10 protein-coding genes and 5 pseudogenes are annotated in these 14,962 nt (G+C 61.2%); 6 read left to right on the top strand and 9 right to left on the bottom strand.

Features of this window, described 5'->3' with window-relative positions; all coding sequences use genetic code 11:
• Nucleotides 1-630: 630 nt before the first annotated feature.
• Nucleotides 631-1,128, top strand: coding sequence for a hypothetical protein (locus ABQJ48_RS13705; protein WP_367838546.1), 498 nt, complete (start codon nt 631-633; stop codon nt 1,126-1,128).
• Nucleotides 1,129-2,493: 1,365 nt separating this feature from the next.
• Here ABQJ48_RS13705 and ABQJ48_RS13700 read toward each other — a convergent pair.
• From ABQJ48_RS13700 to ABQJ48_RS13690, 3 genes and pseudogenes are all read right to left on the bottom strand, one after another.
• A pseudogene (locus ABQJ48_RS13700) lies at nt 2,494-3,111 on the bottom strand (XdhC family protein); the annotation flags it as partial.
• Between the two features lie 227 nt (nt 3,112-3,338).
• Nucleotides 3,339-3,689, bottom strand: a pseudogene (locus tag ABQJ48_RS13695) (porin); the annotation flags it as partial.
• Nucleotides 3,690-3,839: 150 nt separating this feature from the next.
• The gene (locus ABQJ48_RS13690) at nt 3,840-4,118 is read right to left on the bottom strand and encodes an HU family DNA-binding protein (protein ID WP_367838545.1); all 279 of its coding nucleotides are present in this window, start codon (nt 4,116-4,118) and stop codon (nt 3,840-3,842) included.
• A gap of 581 nt (nt 4,119-4,699) precedes the next feature.
• Here ABQJ48_RS13690 and ABQJ48_RS13685 point away from each other — a divergent pair.
• Both ABQJ48_RS13685 and ABQJ48_RS13680 read left to right on the top strand, forming a co-directional pair.
• Nucleotides 4,700-4,825 (top strand): hypothetical protein, encoded by a 126-nt coding sequence (locus tag ABQJ48_RS13685; RefSeq protein ID WP_367838544.1) that lies wholly within the window; start codon nt 4,700-4,702, stop codon nt 4,823-4,825.
• Between the two features lie 171 nt (nt 4,826-4,996).
• Complete coding sequence (locus tag ABQJ48_RS13680; RefSeq protein WP_367838543.1) at nt 4,997-6,766, top strand: phage integrase family protein; 1,770 nt, start codon at nt 4,997-4,999, stop codon at nt 6,764-6,766.
• Between the two features lie 535 nt (nt 6,767-7,301).
• On the opposite strand, the gene ABQJ48_RS13675 is transcribed toward ABQJ48_RS13680, so the two are convergent.
• The 3 genes from ABQJ48_RS13675 to ABQJ48_RS13665 form a co-directional block, all read right to left on the bottom strand.
• Nucleotides 7,302-8,081: a hypothetical protein gene (locus tag ABQJ48_RS13675; RefSeq protein ID WP_367838542.1), complete on the bottom strand. Its 780-nt coding sequence runs from the start codon at nt 8,079-8,081 to the stop codon at nt 7,302-7,304.
• Nucleotides 8,044-9,408 (bottom strand): MFS transporter, encoded by a 1,365-nt coding sequence (locus ABQJ48_RS13670; RefSeq protein ID WP_367838541.1) that lies wholly within the window; start codon nt 9,406-9,408, stop codon nt 8,044-8,046. Before ABQJ48_RS13670 ends, ABQJ48_RS13675 begins: the two co-directional genes overlap by 38 nt.
• Before the next feature lie 160 nt (nt 9,409-9,568).
• On the bottom strand, nt 9,569-10,384 hold the full coding sequence (locus ABQJ48_RS13665) for an IclR family transcriptional regulator (protein WP_367838540.1): 816 nt from the start codon (nt 10,382-10,384) through the stop codon (nt 9,569-9,571).
• 268 nt (nt 10,385-10,652) lie between these two features.
• Between ABQJ48_RS13665 and ABQJ48_RS13660 the strand changes: the two are divergent.
• Nucleotides 10,653-11,357, top strand: a pseudogene (locus ABQJ48_RS13660) (IS30 family transposase); the annotation flags it as partial.
• A 126-nt stretch (nt 11,358-11,483) separates the two neighbouring features.
• Here ABQJ48_RS13660 and ABQJ48_RS13655 read toward each other — a convergent pair.
• Both ABQJ48_RS13655 and ABQJ48_RS13650 read right to left on the bottom strand, forming a co-directional pair.
• Complete coding sequence (locus tag ABQJ48_RS13655; protein ID WP_367838539.1) at nt 11,484-12,242, bottom strand: reverse transcriptase domain-containing protein; 759 nt, start codon at nt 12,240-12,242, stop codon at nt 11,484-11,486.
• A gap of 274 nt (nt 12,243-12,516) precedes the next feature.
• Nucleotides 12,517-12,759: pseudogene (locus tag ABQJ48_RS13650) on the bottom strand (IS110 family transposase); the annotation flags it as partial.
• Between the two features lie 20 nt (nt 12,760-12,779).
• On the opposite strand from ABQJ48_RS13650, the pseudogene ABQJ48_RS13645 reads away from it, so the two are divergent.
• Both ABQJ48_RS13645 and ABQJ48_RS13640 read left to right on the top strand, forming a co-directional pair.
• Nucleotides 12,780-12,956 (top strand): annotated as a pseudogene (locus tag ABQJ48_RS13645) (Rid family hydrolase); the annotation flags it as partial.
• A gap of 327 nt (nt 12,957-13,283) precedes the next feature.
• Nucleotides 13,284-13,745 carry an ABC transporter permease subunit gene (locus ABQJ48_RS13640; RefSeq protein WP_367838538.1) on the top strand — a complete coding sequence of 154 codons (462 nt, stop codon included), beginning with the start codon at nt 13,284-13,286 and terminating at the stop codon, nt 13,743-13,745.
• A 140-nt stretch (nt 13,746-13,885) separates the two neighbouring features.
• Here the strand turns inward: ABQJ48_RS13640 and ABQJ48_RS13635 are convergent, their stop codons facing one another.
• Nucleotides 13,886-14,959, bottom strand: a complete 1,074-nt coding sequence (locus ABQJ48_RS13635; RefSeq protein ID WP_367838537.1) for a LysR family transcriptional regulator — start codon at nt 14,957-14,959, stop codon at nt 13,886-13,888.
• Nucleotides 14,960-14,962: the final 3 nt, after the last annotated feature.

Genomic DNA, 14,962 nt, shown 5'->3' with positions numbered 1-14,962 from the left:
CTGGCCTGAATTGTCAAGGTAGCTGCGGTGATGTTCGTTCCGGTTGAAAGATCAACAGCCCTCATCACGTCACATCGCCAATCGCCTGTTCCCGAACCACGCACACCGGGCATCCGGTCGCCCCAATACCCCGATTGAGGGTGCCAGGTTGTGCACTTCTGCAAGTCAGGCATGGCTCGCTTCTGCACCGACCCATCGAACCACGATGCCCGCTGTCAACCGAAGCTTCCGGCCGGCGCACTCACTGCGCGGACCGCTGGCCTCTGTGCAACCGGGCGGCACCTTTTGAGTCGGACCGTATAAAAAATTCCCGTTGCAAGGCCTCGTCACCCGCGTTAACATCCAACTCAACAGATCCCCAACCCACTGATTTTTATACCGTTTTTTATACAACACCCCGTATCAGACCTTTAAACCCTACGAACCATGAACATCCCTGACCAAACTGAAATTCCCTCCAGCACAACGTCACATAGTAAGGATACCTTTGTGTTACGCGGTGCCGATATCAGAGCCTTCGTTCCGGTCGAAGAAGACAGTTCTTTTATAAAGCGACTCGCTGGCATGCCGACCTTGCGAATCCATACGGACTCACACGAGTGGCTAGGGTGCAGGGGAGACTCCGCTTCCTTGACGCTGGGCGGGCACGAAACGCCGCTGGGCCCGCTGCTGACCATCCAGTTTCACGTGGCGAATTGCTGGCTCTTCGTGTTTGCTGACTATGGAGACCCGGAACTCTGGACACTGCTGGATTCGTGGGCCGAGTCTCGATGCGCCCTGGTAGAGGTCGTAGTGGGGTTAGATCTCTACCGGGAACTGCTTCCAATCGGCGACCTCCGCAGTTTCGCAAAGTACCGTTCCGAACTTGACATCCCGGACCGCTCGGGTTTCATGGAAGCTGTTGTGCGCTTTCTGGACAACCGTGCGCCCGAGCGCCATGTCCTGTCCAGAACGGAGAATGGCACGCAGCACCAGGTGGTCGAGGTCAATCTTCTGGCAACCGCCAGCGTAGTTGAGAGCGTGACACGAATGAACATCTTCTCGGTGATACCGAAGACTCATTCATGTCCAACCGGGCAGGACTGCCGCGGCGACGTTTATCCGCGCGGCGCCGCCCCGCTCCACTGACGGGTTCGTGACTTTATGCGAGGCGGTTCTGCCCCACACTCCGCGGGGCGCAACATAAGAATTACGCCGAGACAGAGTAGCCCATCGATAACGAAACCGTGGCGCATCGGAGTTTTCCGTGAAGACGCGCTATCGCCTTCAGCACCGGCGATGCGCGTGACCCCGGCGAAACGACGTCTGGCTTCATGGCGTGCTGACATGGCTTGTGCTCGACGACCGGGCATAGGGCGTGCCGATTGGTACGCAAAGCATTTCGATCATCTCTCACCCGGGAGCGGTATCCGCTCGCCTGATGCGCGTGCGCAGATTGAATCGTGGTTGCATGAAATCCACGCGCAGTAGTTGCTGCGCGAAAGTGCGACGCTGGGGATTCTTGCAGGGTTTGACTGAGCGTAGTCGTCACCCATGCAGATTGTTAGCGCAACGCGAGTAGCAGAGAGGGGATTCGTTGGTTGAAGCGGACGACAGACATCGCTGTCCGAACCGGTCTTTTTTGCAAGCAAATTCAGGTGGAGGAACCATGGACCAGTGCGACGATGAATACGAGTGCTTCACTTGCACGCGACGATTCCCCGGCGCGCTTTTTTCTCTATATCGAGGGAATGGGGAACGCGTTATTACCACGACGGCGACCCTGAGGTCGAAATCTCGGGAAGCGAAGGTCTCGAATGCTACTGCCGCCAGGTCTGTGCCACCGCCCGGTGTGCACTGGTGATGGCGAGAGAAGGCGTCCCGATTCGCCGCCCGGGACTCGGGCCTATCGAGCCCTGCGCCAGCTGTGGGGCGCCGGTGGATATGCCCGAGTGCCATCTCACCTACCTGGAGAGCTTCGATGTGCACGAGAGCAGTTTGGTCCTAACGTAGAACACATTAAAGATGTCAACGTTGCGACTATAAATTCGTCAACATGGCCTTTCGTGAGGACCGGTTGGGTGGCGAGCCTTACTCAGCATGGGCTTTCCTAACGCGAAATAAAGTCGTCACTCCGTCTCAAGGTGCGGCGTCTAAGGCAATGGCCGCCGACAGTGGGCGGGAAATACTGCGGCCGAACGATGCGACCGCATCGGGCAGCACGCGGGGCCACTTCAAGCCGGTCGATCCTGCGCTAGGCGGTCGTGCAGGCATCCCGGCGGACAGCGGTCTTTCGGTACGGGCAAGGACGGCAAATCCTTATCTGGGAGGCCACGTAGATATCGAAAGGACCGTGGTCTAACTGCCGCGTGCATGGCATTTCCATGGCTCGGCGCCATCATCGTCCAGCGGTGGATTTCACGTCATTCGGATAAAACGGAAGAGCGGTTCTGGCACTTTGTAATCCCCACAGTGTTGGGGGCGATGGCGATGGCTGGCACTTCCGCCGTGCGTCGTCCCCGGCACGTCCCACGCATCGATATATTCCTCGCGCGGATCGCACACCGTCACCTGATAGTCGAGGCCGACCGCGATCTGCGAGAGATAGCGCGACAACTGGCCTGCGCCAATCACCAGTATCCGGTAGCGCGGGCCGTGGACCGTGGTGAGACGCAGGCCGTCGAAGCCCGGGCCGTCGGTGTGGCGGGCGGCCTCCAGCGCCGTAGCGCCGGTCGTCGTGTTGAGTGTGCGCGCGACGAGGCGCCCGGCCCCGACCGCGTGGCACAACTCTCTAATACCGGACGCGGGTGTTAAAGGCTCCAGAACCAGCTGTATTGTTCCGCCGCACGGTAGGCCGAAGCGGTGCGCTTCCTCGGCGGAAATCCCGTATGTCAGAGTCTCCGGCGCGGTTTGATCGATACCCTTCTGACGTACTCGCTCGATCAGGTCATCCTCGATGCAGCCCCCCGATACCGAGCCGGCAACGAGACCGTCGTCACGCAACGCCAGCATCGCGCCAGGCGGCCGAGGCGACGATCCCCAGGCCTTCACCACCGTCACGAGGAGCGCGCGATGTCCTTGCGCGAGCCAGTTCTCGCTCGTCTTCAGGACTTCGAGATCCACGCTGTCCATAATCGACCTCCTTTCTGGTCTGGAACGCCTCCCGGGTCTGCACTTGGAGGCCCCCCTTTCGACGTGTAGTCGGCAGACTGACCACGCCTTCAGAACCGATCCTGGACACGCTCTGATAACCTATGCCCATTTTCCGTTGCTTGCTAAATCTGACGATAGCAATACCTGTCGCAACTGGTATCAATGCGCTTTCGGCGACCGGGCAATGCAAGCCAAGCGGCAATACGTTAGAACGTATGACGCAAGCCCATGGTCACTGCAAATTGTTGATTGTTAGACGACGGCGCCAGCGTGTTGAGCATCGCATGCGAGAGCACCGAATCAGCCGGCGCGCCATGCACGTTCTGGTAGGCACCTTCCAGATAGACGTCCGTACGCCTGCTCAAGGCATAGTCTGCCTGCAACATCGCGGTGTTCCAGCCGGGCGATGTACCGTTATACGCTCCGTGCGTGTAGGTGTACGCGCCCGACAGGGTAAGCGCCGGCGTCAGTGCGTACTTCACATTGATCTCGTAGTTATCAAAGCGCAGCGAGCCTGCTAGCGTGCCCGCCGACGAGTCGTCTGCGCCCAGATAGGTATCTTTATAGATGTGCAGCGAATCGCAGGGGCCGCAGTAGGTCGCGGCATCTCGCACTGGATCCTACCAGGCCGGCGGGCCAGGGTCCAGGCCCCTGCCCGATCACGCCGCGCCGTCGGCAGACATCCGGCCGACGGCCTGCGTCCGTTCTCAGGCGCCGTTGACGGCGTCCTTGAACGCCTTGCCCGCCGTGAACTTCACGGTCTTCGCGGCAGGGATCTGGATCTCGGCGCCGGTCGCCGGATTGCGGCCGACGCGCGCGGCACGCGCGCCCGTCGAAAACGATCCAAAGCCGATCAGCTGCACGGTGTCACCTTTCGTGACGGCCGCGGTGACCGTGCCGATAAACGCATCGATCGCCTCGCCGGCGGCCGCCTTGCTTGCGCCGGTCTTCGCGGCGACTGCATCCACCAGTTCCTGCTTGTTCATTGTGACTTCCTCGTTGTGGTTGAAATCTCGTCACCCTACCCGATCGGCGCGCCTTCGCGCAATCGGCACGCAGCGGCATGTGGTCCGCCACAGGCCCGTCGTCCTGTTGTGGCGGGCACGCACCGGGAGAAGTCGCCAGGGGAATCTGGCCTGGGCACGGTCGAGGACGCTGACGGCGAAACGTCAACGCCCGGGTTCTGCGCGAGAGCTAGTCTTCCCCGAAGGTCGACCGCCGCAGATCGCCGGGCACGTCTCTGCGTTTTCAAAGTCTTCCATTGCGCGTGGCCGCGCGCTTCGCGGCTGCGGTCACAAATCCAGTCCCGCGTCCTCAGGTTACGCGCACCGCGTCGTCACGCCAGGTCCCATCCGGCGACGTCATCCGGTTCCTGCAAGGGTCCGTGTCCGCAAATGAAGGGGTAGATAGCCACAACTATCCACCCCTCTCGATTCACTGCTGGCTGTGAGAACGGCTGCGCGTCATTCATTCCGGCGCTTTCCGGTCGTTTCAATCCTGATAAGTCGTAATAGCAAAACCGCGCTTAATCGCCACAACCTGCCGAGGTATCAATGAATGTCCGCAAATGAAGGAGCTGACAGCCCTGGCTTCCCCCTTCATTTCCGTCCGCCCTGCCCGGCTGACGCACGACCCGCGCGCGCCGATCGTGCGGATCCACGAACAGGGCGCGGCCTACCCGATTCCATCGTGACCGGCCCTGGCACCATAGCGTTTGATCACCGACCTCGCCTATCCCGCCCCCACTTGGGTGCATGATGTCATGCGTCACTTGCGATAACTCTACTTATCGCAAACGCCTTCCCCGTGACCTAAACTGTTTCCATGACATCCACCTCTGCCCGGCCCCCCGGGCGGAGGACCCGTGCCGGACCGACCGGATCCGCCGCCCCGCCCGACCTGCCCTGACCTGGCGTCGCTCGCCGCGCTGCGCGCGTGGCACGAGGGGCTGACCGCGCGCGCCGCCGTGACACGCTACCTCGATCACACCCGTACCGACGGCCAGTCATCCCGCGGTGTGCTCGCCCGCATCCGGCGGCAGCTCATCGCGTGCGCCCGCGCCTGCCAGCGCGACGACCTGATCCCGTTTTTCGGGTGCCCGGCCGGCGGGCGGACCCGGCACGCTGCGGCCGTGGTCCATGCGATCGACCTGCTGCGCACCACCCCGATCCCGGCGCCGCGCCCGGCCGACCCGGTGAGCCGGTGGCTCACGCCGCGCACCGCGCACGCACTCGCCGCCGCCGGGATCGGCACGCTCGGAGAACTGCTGCTCGTCATGCCGCGCCGCCAGCGCTGGTGGGCGACGGTCAAGGGGCTCGGCGCCACCGGCGCACGCGGGGCCGCCGCGTTCGTCGCGGCGCACCCGGACCTCAGCAGGCGTGCCGCAGCACTCGTCGAGCGAGACCGCACCGAAGACCAGTTACTCGCGCCGTGGTCGCTGGCCGCGCTGCCCGCCGCGCTCGACGGCTCGCAGGGGCGCTTCCGCGCGCCGCCGCAGACGTGCGGGCTCGACGCGACGAACGATGTCGAGGCGATCCACGCGTGGCTCGCGCTGCACGAGGCGCCGCAGACCGCGCGCGCGTACCGCCGCGAGGCGGAGCGGCTGCTGCTGTGGGCCCTCGTCGAGCGCCGCGCCCCGCTCTCGTCACTGACGACCGACGACGCGATCGCCTACCGGGCGTTCCTGCGGCGGCCGGCCCCCGCCGCGCGCTGGACGGGACCGCCGCGGCCGCGCCGCTCGGTCGAGTGGCGGCCGTTCGCGAGGGGCCTGACGGCGCGCTCGGCGGCCTATGCACTGGCCGTGCTGCGCGCGCTCTTCGCGTGGCTCGTGGGACAGCACTACGTGGTCCTCAACCCGTTCGCCGGCGTCACGGTGCGCGGCGGCACCCCGCGTACCCCGTTCGACGCGGCACGCGCGCTCACCGGCCGCGAGTGGACGAGCGTGCGTGCCATCGCCGACCGGCTCGAACGCAGCGGCTGGCCGGCGCCGGCCGCGCAGCGCCTGCGCTTCGTGCTGGATTTCGGCTATGCAACCGGGCTGCGTGCGCACGAGCTGGTGGCCGCGACGCTTGGCGACATAGCGGCCGATGCGCGTGGCATGGGGTGGCTCACGGTGACCGGCAAGGGCGCGAAGCCGGGGCGCGTCGCGCTGCCGCCACTCGCCCGCGACGCGCTGCGTTCGTATCTGAAGGCACGCGGCCTGCCGGTCACGCGTTCGCGTTGGCAGCCGGCCACGCCGCTGGTCGGTGCCCTCGTGAAAGCACACGATGCGCGGCCGCCGGAGGCACCGGGCCGCCCGGGCCCCGGCATCAGCGCGACGCGGCTGCGGCAGGTGCTGGGGGCATTTTTTGAGGCGGCGGCCGGGCGCATCGAAGCGCGCGACCCGGCGCTCGCCCAGAAACTGCGGCACGCAAGCCCGCACTGGCTGCGGCATACGCACGCGACCCACGCGCTGGACGCGGGGGTCGAACTCGTCGCGGTGCGCGACAACCTGCGTCATGCGTCGGTTGCGACGACCTCGACTTACCTGCACGGGGAAGAGGCCAGACGCGCCCGCCAGTTTGGCGCGGCGTTCCGGCGTCGGCCAGCGCGGCCGGCTTCAACCCGTGAGCCCGCATCGCGCCCTGCCCGGTAGCCGCACTCCGCGACGCGACGAACTGGCGGCAACAGCCCAGTCACCTGCGCCATCGGTGAACGGCACGGCACCCGCGCATGCCGGGCGTGCCGATACCGACTTTTCCAACTCTGGCCGGACCACGTGATGAGCGTCCGGCACCCCGGTCTGGATTCGACGCCGGGGACTTTCTTCCTCCCACCCCTACCGCCACGCCTTGGCGACCGGACTGGCATGAACAGAGGTGACCGTTGCAAACGCACGGCGGCCCTTCGCTGTCCGGCGGCCGGCCAGTCCTCGGCCTGAGCCGTCATTGGAATAGGCTGGGTTCTAGGTCAGCAATGCGGCAGAGTGCTGACTGTCACAGCGTCAGGCAGGCGGACGGCAGCTTTCTCCATAGGTGAACTCACACTCCCGACCCAAAGCGGACCGCCGCATAAATTGACCGAATGACCGTTACAGACATTGTCACGGACATACGATGCGACGTCTCGCCTCGGCCGGACCGCTTCCCTCTCTGAATTATTCCAGGCATCAGATGCCCTTGTGCAGTTACCTAACTGTAATGGCAGACGAAGACGAGGTCGTATAAATCGAACAAATCAGGATTGGTCCGGGCCGCCTTGCTCGCCTTCATGATCGCCCGGTCAAGCGAGCCATTATCGAGCGACTCCACGAGAAGCAGTCCCGCGAATTCACCTTCTGAACTTCGCCGCATCGACTTTTCCTGCGTGGCAATGGCTGTCGCCTCGTTTTTCACGGCCATGATCTGCGCGTTCACCATCCAGTCTTCTTTCGCGAGCGCATCGACGATTGCCTGCCCTTGCAGGGCCGTCAGGCATTCCGGTAATGCGTCTTCAAATCTTGCGATGGCGAGGTGACCGCCGTGTCCGCCTGAGTTCGCACCTTGGGCGAGGATGGTTCCACCGCCTCTGCGAAACTGCTCGAGCGTCGGCATGATCCGGCGTGTCCACGCAGTGGGGTTATTCAACCGTTCCAGATAGCCAGAACTCCCCATCACGTCCGCGCTGTCCAGTTCGTACAGCATCACGTACTCCGAGGGTCGGCTGTTGCGTCGCTTGAAGACTCGCCCTGACCGAAAACCCGGTATGCCTACACGTTCAAAAATGTGCTCCCGGGTGAGCCAGTGCATATAGTCAGTTTCCGATTCGGAAGCGATCGTGCTCCAGATCGCGAGTAGGCCAGTGTTTTCGTTGTCCATTTGTGTTTGCTCCATCTGCTGTCGAGTGCTTAAAGGCTGTGCTTCTTCCAGTGCAAAGCGAAGGCGCAGCGCGAGATCAGTAAGTCGCCTGCCCGGAGACACGTTGATGCTCACCGGTGATCTCGGCCGCTGAGTCGAGGCGGTTCATGTCGATGCCCGCGGTCTCTGGCCCGATAGCAATCATGCAGAACGACAGGATATTGAGCGCGCCGACCAATGCGACGAGCGGCCACGGGGAGCCGTTGGCAAGGTGTAACAACCACGCGGCGACCACCGGAATCGGGCCGCCAGCGAACAGGCTCGCACCGGTGAATGCGAGGGCCGAACCGGAATAGCGAACATTGGTGGGAAACGCCTCAGCGAACGCGACCGGTTGTATCCCCGTTTGGACCTGCGTGAATGCCATGAAAAGCCCCATGGCTATCGCCATCGGGACGAAGCTTCGAGTCGCCAGGACCTGAAAATAAAACAGCATGATCACAAAGGTCGCGGCGGACGCGAACAGCAATGCGCGCTTACGGCCAATCCGGTCACTCAGCAGGCCACCAAAGATCGAACCTGCGATGGCACAGGCATTGGCGATCATCAGCAACATGAAGCCAGTCTGCTTGGGCACGCCGAGCGTATTCGTCAGATAGCTCAAGGTGAACACGACAGCAAGATAGAAAAGTGCAGTCGGTCCGCAGAAAAACAGCATCATGCGAATGATCGTCTTGTAGTGAAGACGGAACGCATCCCTTAAAGGGCTTCCGACTTTGGCAACAGCGGACTGCTGCATCTTGACGAAGGCCGGCGTCTCCGCCACGCGCAGTCGGATGTAAATGCCGACGAACACTAGCACGAAGCTCAGCACAAACGGAATTCGCCAGCCATAGCTGATGAAAGCACCCGCGCTCATCGTTGAGGAAAGTAGCAGAAGCACCGCGTTAGCAACTATCTGGCTCAGCGGAGCGCACATGCCGATCAGACCGGAGTATTTGCCTCGGCGGTCTGCTGGAGCATGCTCTAGCGCCATCAGTTGGCCACCAGTAGACTCGCCGCCAAGTGCGAAACCCTGAATAATGCGGAGAATGACAAGCAGCAGAGGCGCATAAACACCAATCTGCGCATACGTCGGCAGCAAACCCATCAGTACCGACGTCAGACCCATCACCGACACCGTACCGAGCATGAGGTTGCGACGTCCAATCTTGTCGCCAAAGTATCCGCAGATGATCGCGCCGAGTGGACGCGCGGCCAGTCCGACGCTGAAAGTTGCCAACGAAGCAAGCATGGCGGAACTCGAATCCATCGCAGGGAAGAACAGCTTTGGTAACACGGTGGCCGCGACTGATCCGTACAGCGTAAAGTCAAACCATTCAAGCGCGGTGCCAAGCGTGGCAGCGCTCACCGCCCTGTTCGCCATGGAATGTGAGTTAGGTTGCTCTGAAACATCGTTCATGCGTGTCTCCTGTCTTAAAAAGAGTCTGTACCGCGCTCGCGTCAATCGCTTATTTTAATTTCTACTACTAAGTATCAAATCTGAGGCATTGGCGAATTTAAATTCGCCACGTCGCTGCATCAAGTTACGACGGATAATGTCCAGCAATAAACGCCTTGGCTTAGCGTTCGGCGCTTGCTGTGCGGCCAGCGCCTTGCAGCGCTTGTTTAAGCATGGGTGACACACCGCTTGCATCGGACAATTCAGTCGCCGTCGCCAGGAGCGCCGGAGCGAGCTCTTTCATTCTCTCTTCTGTCAGCCGTGACATTGGTCCGGCGATGATCAGGATTGCGCGCACTTCGCCATTGCTCATATGCACCGGCGTAGCCATAGAACTCATGGCCGGTAGAAACATGTCTTGCGTCGTTGCGTACCCCTTCTTGCGCGCGAGCTCGATCATTGGCAGCAGCGCTTTGAACGTGGTCGGAGCAAGCGGACCAAAGTCTGATGGCATGCCAAACCCCTGCTTTGACACAAGCCGAATGGCATCTTCTTCGCTCTTGCCAGCAAGCCAGATCATTCCAGCTGCGCTGCATGAAAGCGTCACCGGCCGGCCCATCTCAGGGTCGTAGCGGATGCCTTGTCGCGCGCCTTGCGCCTTGGCAACGTAAATCAGCTGCTCGCCGTCGACGATTGCAAGCCGGACCAATTCGCCCGAGGTAGCCGCAAGTCGTTCCAGAATGGGTTGGGCGACGTCAACGACCCCACCTGCGCTGAGAAATCGCAGTCCCAGCGAAGGAAGTTTCATGGTCAGCGAAAATTCGCCGCGCCGTTCGTCTTTGCGCACATAACCCTGCTCGACCAGATCCGCAAGAAGACGATGAGTAGCGCTGATCGGCAGATTGAGCTTGGCGGAAAGTTCTGAAAGCGTCTTGCCTTCTGGCGCACTGGCGAGCTCTTCCAGTACACGGAGGATGCGGTCAGCTACAGCACTCATGATGATTACCCGACTTCAGTCATTCGACGTGAGAGTCATGATAGTGGAAAGTCTTTCCAAAAAGCAAATACTTTTCAAAATCCCTCCATGAGGCCTTGTTTCCTCCGAGGAATAGTGGAGAAATAGTTACGAAAAGGAGTCAGCGTCCGGTGTCAGTGGGCGGATTCAACCGGTGGATGCAACACACTTAAGACTGCACAAGCAGCTGGGAGTGTTGCAAATGAAATAGCGACGGCGGATTTATTACAGCGAGAAGCAGAAAGCGCTGATGTGGGAACGTTGACGGAAGGGAGAATCTCTCCAGAAGATCGCGCAGCTTTTTGACCGGAACCACTCGTCAGTGCAAGGGATTCTGGCTGAGACAGGCGGGATCCAGCCACCACAGAGGCATCGATCGAGATTGGCGTTGACGCTGGCTGAGCGCGAAGAGATATCGCGGGCGCTTGTGGCTGACGACTCGATCCAGTCGATCGCCATGCGACTGGATCGAGCTCCCTCCACGATATGCCGGGAGATCAAGCGTAACAGCGGACCAGATGGCTACCGGGCAAGCCACGCCGATCAGCTTGCCTGGGCTCGGGCACAGCGTCCCAAAGCCTGTAAACTGGTTGAACACCGAACGCTGGCGCACATCGTGGCAGGCAAGCTCCAGTTGCAGTGGTCACCGCAGCAGATTGCCGGATGGCTCAGGCGTGCGTACCCAGACAACGAGGACTACCACGTGTCCCACGAGACCATCTATCGCAGTCTCTTCATACAGGCCCGTGGCGCCTTGAAGAAGGAATTGCTGGAACACTTGCGGCGCACCCGCGTCATGCGTCGTTCGCGCCACCACACGCAGAAGACTGACGATCACGGCAGAATTCGCGACACGGTATCGATCAGCGAACGCCCTGCGACCGTTGAAGACCGGGCCGTACCGGGCCACTGGGAAGGTGATCTGCTGTGCGGTAGTGGCAGCAGCCAGATTGCAATGGTCAACCTCAAGACCGCGCTCAGCCATCATCTCTATATGAACGCCTCTAGGTGAGTAGCCCACGGGAATCGCACCCGCAGGCCCTCGCAGAACCGGACGTGAATCTCTCTATTCATCCGGCTCCTATTGCCCACCGTGTTGCGCCAGAATCCAGTGAGCGAACAGGCCCGGCCGCTGATGTCTTATCTTGACCACCAGCTCCCGTGCCCGACTCACTTTATGCTTTAGGCGCTTGTATTTCCTGCGCACCCACCGCACCAGATACTGATCCAACGAATCGAACACCGCGTACAACGCCGAACGATAGAAGCGGCCGTAGTATTGCAGCCACCCTTTGAGGACAGGGTTGATCTCCTGGGCCAAGTCCGTCAAGTCCACGGTGTGTCGGCAATGCAGTCGCCATCGACGCACTGTCTGGCGAATGACTTTGGCTGCCGTCGGGCTGATCGCAGGCAGGAAGCTCACGAACACCGAACCGGCGCGCGATCTTGCGAACCGCGGTCGGAAGCAGAAGCCCAGGAAGTCACACTGATGAACGCTAAAGCGCTCCCTCCGGTTGTCATCGCGACAGTAGACAACTTTCGTCTTCTGCGGATGCAAGGCAAGTGAGCACTGCGCCATCCGCTGCTCCAGAGCTGCCTTAAGCGCCTCCGCCTCCGCCAAGGTGCGACAGTGGCAAACTACATCATCGGCATAACGTTCGAACGGCACACCCGGGTAGTTGCGGCGCATCCATTCGTCGAACACGTAGTGCAGAAACAGATTGGCCAGCAGCGGACTGATGACCCCGCCTTGCGGCGTGCCAGCGTCCCGCTGCTGCGTGGTGCCGTCCGGCAGACTGACCGGCGCCCGAAGCCACCGCTCAATGTACAGAAGCGTCAACCGCTGCGCTCGCATTCGTAGCACACTATGAACGCCTCCCGTTTGAGGCGGTTTTTCGTGTGTTCCGACGGACAGGATAGGTTGCAGCTCTATATCCGGCCCACTATGAAATCCGCTGACTCACACCTCATTCCTCAAGCGAGCTCGAAGCTCGAGAGATGATTCAGGTTTAGCGAGTCCCGGTCCGACCTGTGTTGTCATCACATACGATTGCCAGCGCAACCTTTCGAGGTGTCATCTTGTAAAAGGTGATTCTCTACTGCGCGGGTGTCAGTCAGACAGGCTTCACGCTCACGTAACCCCTGTCATACGGCCTGTCGTGCGCCAGGATGGCCCAGATCATCCGGGCCATCTTGTTGGCCTGCGCCACAATCGCCACATTTAGTGGTCGCCGCTTTTTGAGCTGCTCGATCCATGGCCCCGGATCTTTCGCGTGGAAGAGCACACTGCGTGCGCCGTGAATCAGCAACGTACGCAGATACGTGTCGCCACGCCTGCTGATTCCCAGCAACTGGACCCCTTAGCGCGACACAACCGACGCAGCTGCTGTCGGCACAGATCTGGCTGCAAGATATCGATCGAGATTTCGCAGGCATGAATGCCGCGTGGGAAGCCTGGATTCCACACGATGCGGTGCCCACACGCGCGACCTGCGAAGCAAAGCTCGCGGCCCCGGATATCCGCGTGGAAATCATCGTGACCGCCGCGCTTTGATCGTCTGGGGCGAAACATCCAAACGCTGGTGTCGCGTTGTGCGAAACTGCCGTTTCGTCGTCGACGATCAGCGTCGCGACCGTCAACGCGCTCCTGCTCTTCTGCTGGCTGTCGACCGGTCGCGGCTCGATCCCGCTGCGTTTCCTGCCGCCTCCCGGGTGACGCGCTAAACCAGTTCTGGGTCGTGAGCACTCGCGGCTACATGGACGCGACGCCCGGGCAGTACCTGTGGGGCGAGCCTGCAGCGGATCCTCGTCGCGCTTGCGACGTCGATCAGGACCGCAATGTCGTCCGGCCTGCTGATCGGCCGCAGCCGGAACGCCCGGTGTGCTCGATCCGCTAATCGAATTCTACCGGCCCATTCCGCCGCTCGCCTGCTTGCCGTTGATTGTGATCTTGTTCGACATCGACGAGTTCGGAAAGGTGCTCCTCGCCTATCTAGCGATCTTCGCGCCGATCGCGATATCGACGGCGAACGGCGGGTGCAACGTTGACACCACGAACTTCCGCGCAACCCAAGCGCTCGGTGCGACCGGCCGGCAGACAATCTGCCAGGTCGTGCTGCCCCACGCGCTGCCCCGACATCCTGTCCGGGATACGAATCGGCCTCGGCGTCGGTTGGTCTACGCTCGTGGCGGCGGAGCTTGTCGCCGCGGCGCGCGGCCTCCGCTTCATGGTGAAGTCGCAACACCTCCCCACCGACGTCATCCTTGTTGGCATTTTGGTCGGACATCGCGACTGCGAGCGCTTCACCGGCGCCTCGTCCCCTGGTGCGAGAAAGGCAACTGATACGGGCGCGGCGGGCCTTCACAATCTGGCGCGGCAAAACCCTCGAAATGGGCTTGAGTGGCGTGGATGAATCAGCGTCCGATGACGAATGATCCGGGTGGGTCAATTCTCAGTGAACATCAACACGGCGCGGGACGAAGTTAGCTCTCCGTCGGGACGAACTGTTGTAGTTTGAAATGTGAGCTTAGCAATGTCCACAAGGATTCCTTTACCATCCCGGCAATATCCTTGGATAGAGCAGGAAACTCACCGCGCCTACCGACCAGAAATATCGAACGCGCCGAGTTTCCGATCTCGATCGGGATGAGCTCGATGTTGTCAACGAATCGGGCCCCGGTCTGCAGCAGGCACGTCGGTGTAGTAATGGCCCAACCCAGCCCCTGGGCCACTAGCATCGTCAATGTATCGGCATGATCGACCTCAAGTCTTCTCGGAGGACTGAGCTCGTTGTATCTCAGGATTCTCTCTACACGGATGCCAAGCGTCGAGGTACGCCTGAAACTAATGAATGGGACGTCCGCAAGCATTCGAAGTGTAGTGGACCGCCCGTCGCAGCTCGCATCCCGGCTTGCGATGGCGACAAAGTGCTCCTCGTAAAGAAGCTGGTGATCAAAGACAGGGTTGTCGACGAATGCGTTCGTCGAAATGATCAGGTCGAGTTCACGATTGACCAATGCTTCTTCCTGAGCGATCGCCATGCCGATCTGCACCGACAGCCCGCTCGTTCGCTCGACCAGTTGCTTGATGAGCGACGGGCCGATGGTATTGGCCACGGAATCTATCATCCCGATGCGCAAGTACGCACGCTCGTTCTTCGATGCCTCCGTTGCGTGAGCCTTTAACTGCCGCGCAAGCGCAATCAGCGGCGCTGCATTCTGCGTCACGTAAAGGCCGCCGGATGTCAACGAAAGCGGACGTCGCGCGCGGTCGATCAACACCAGGCCGAGGGACTGCTCAAGCTGTGCAATGCCCTGGGAGACGGCGGATTGGCTGATTCCGAATGCCGTTGCCGCCGCCGACATGCTCCCCATGGAGGCCGTCGTCAGGAATAAGTCAAGTTGGTAAAGGTCGACCGGCCGGTCCTGTTGCTTGCTCACGCCTTCTTCACCGCTTTTGTTCCGGCCGCGAACGCATGGAGGGGTCGCATGAATCGGGTTTTGGAAAAGTGGCCATAAGAATTCCTTATTCAGCGCCTGCCGCGTGACGCGCTTCATGAG

The organism is Paraburkholderia suaedae (assembly GCF_040812055.1).
Classification (GTDB): domain Bacteria; phylum Pseudomonadota; class Gammaproteobacteria; order Burkholderiales; family Burkholderiaceae; genus Paraburkholderia.
Note: the sequence above shows the minus strand (reverse complement) of the source record. Positions and strands in the feature narration are given on the sequence as shown.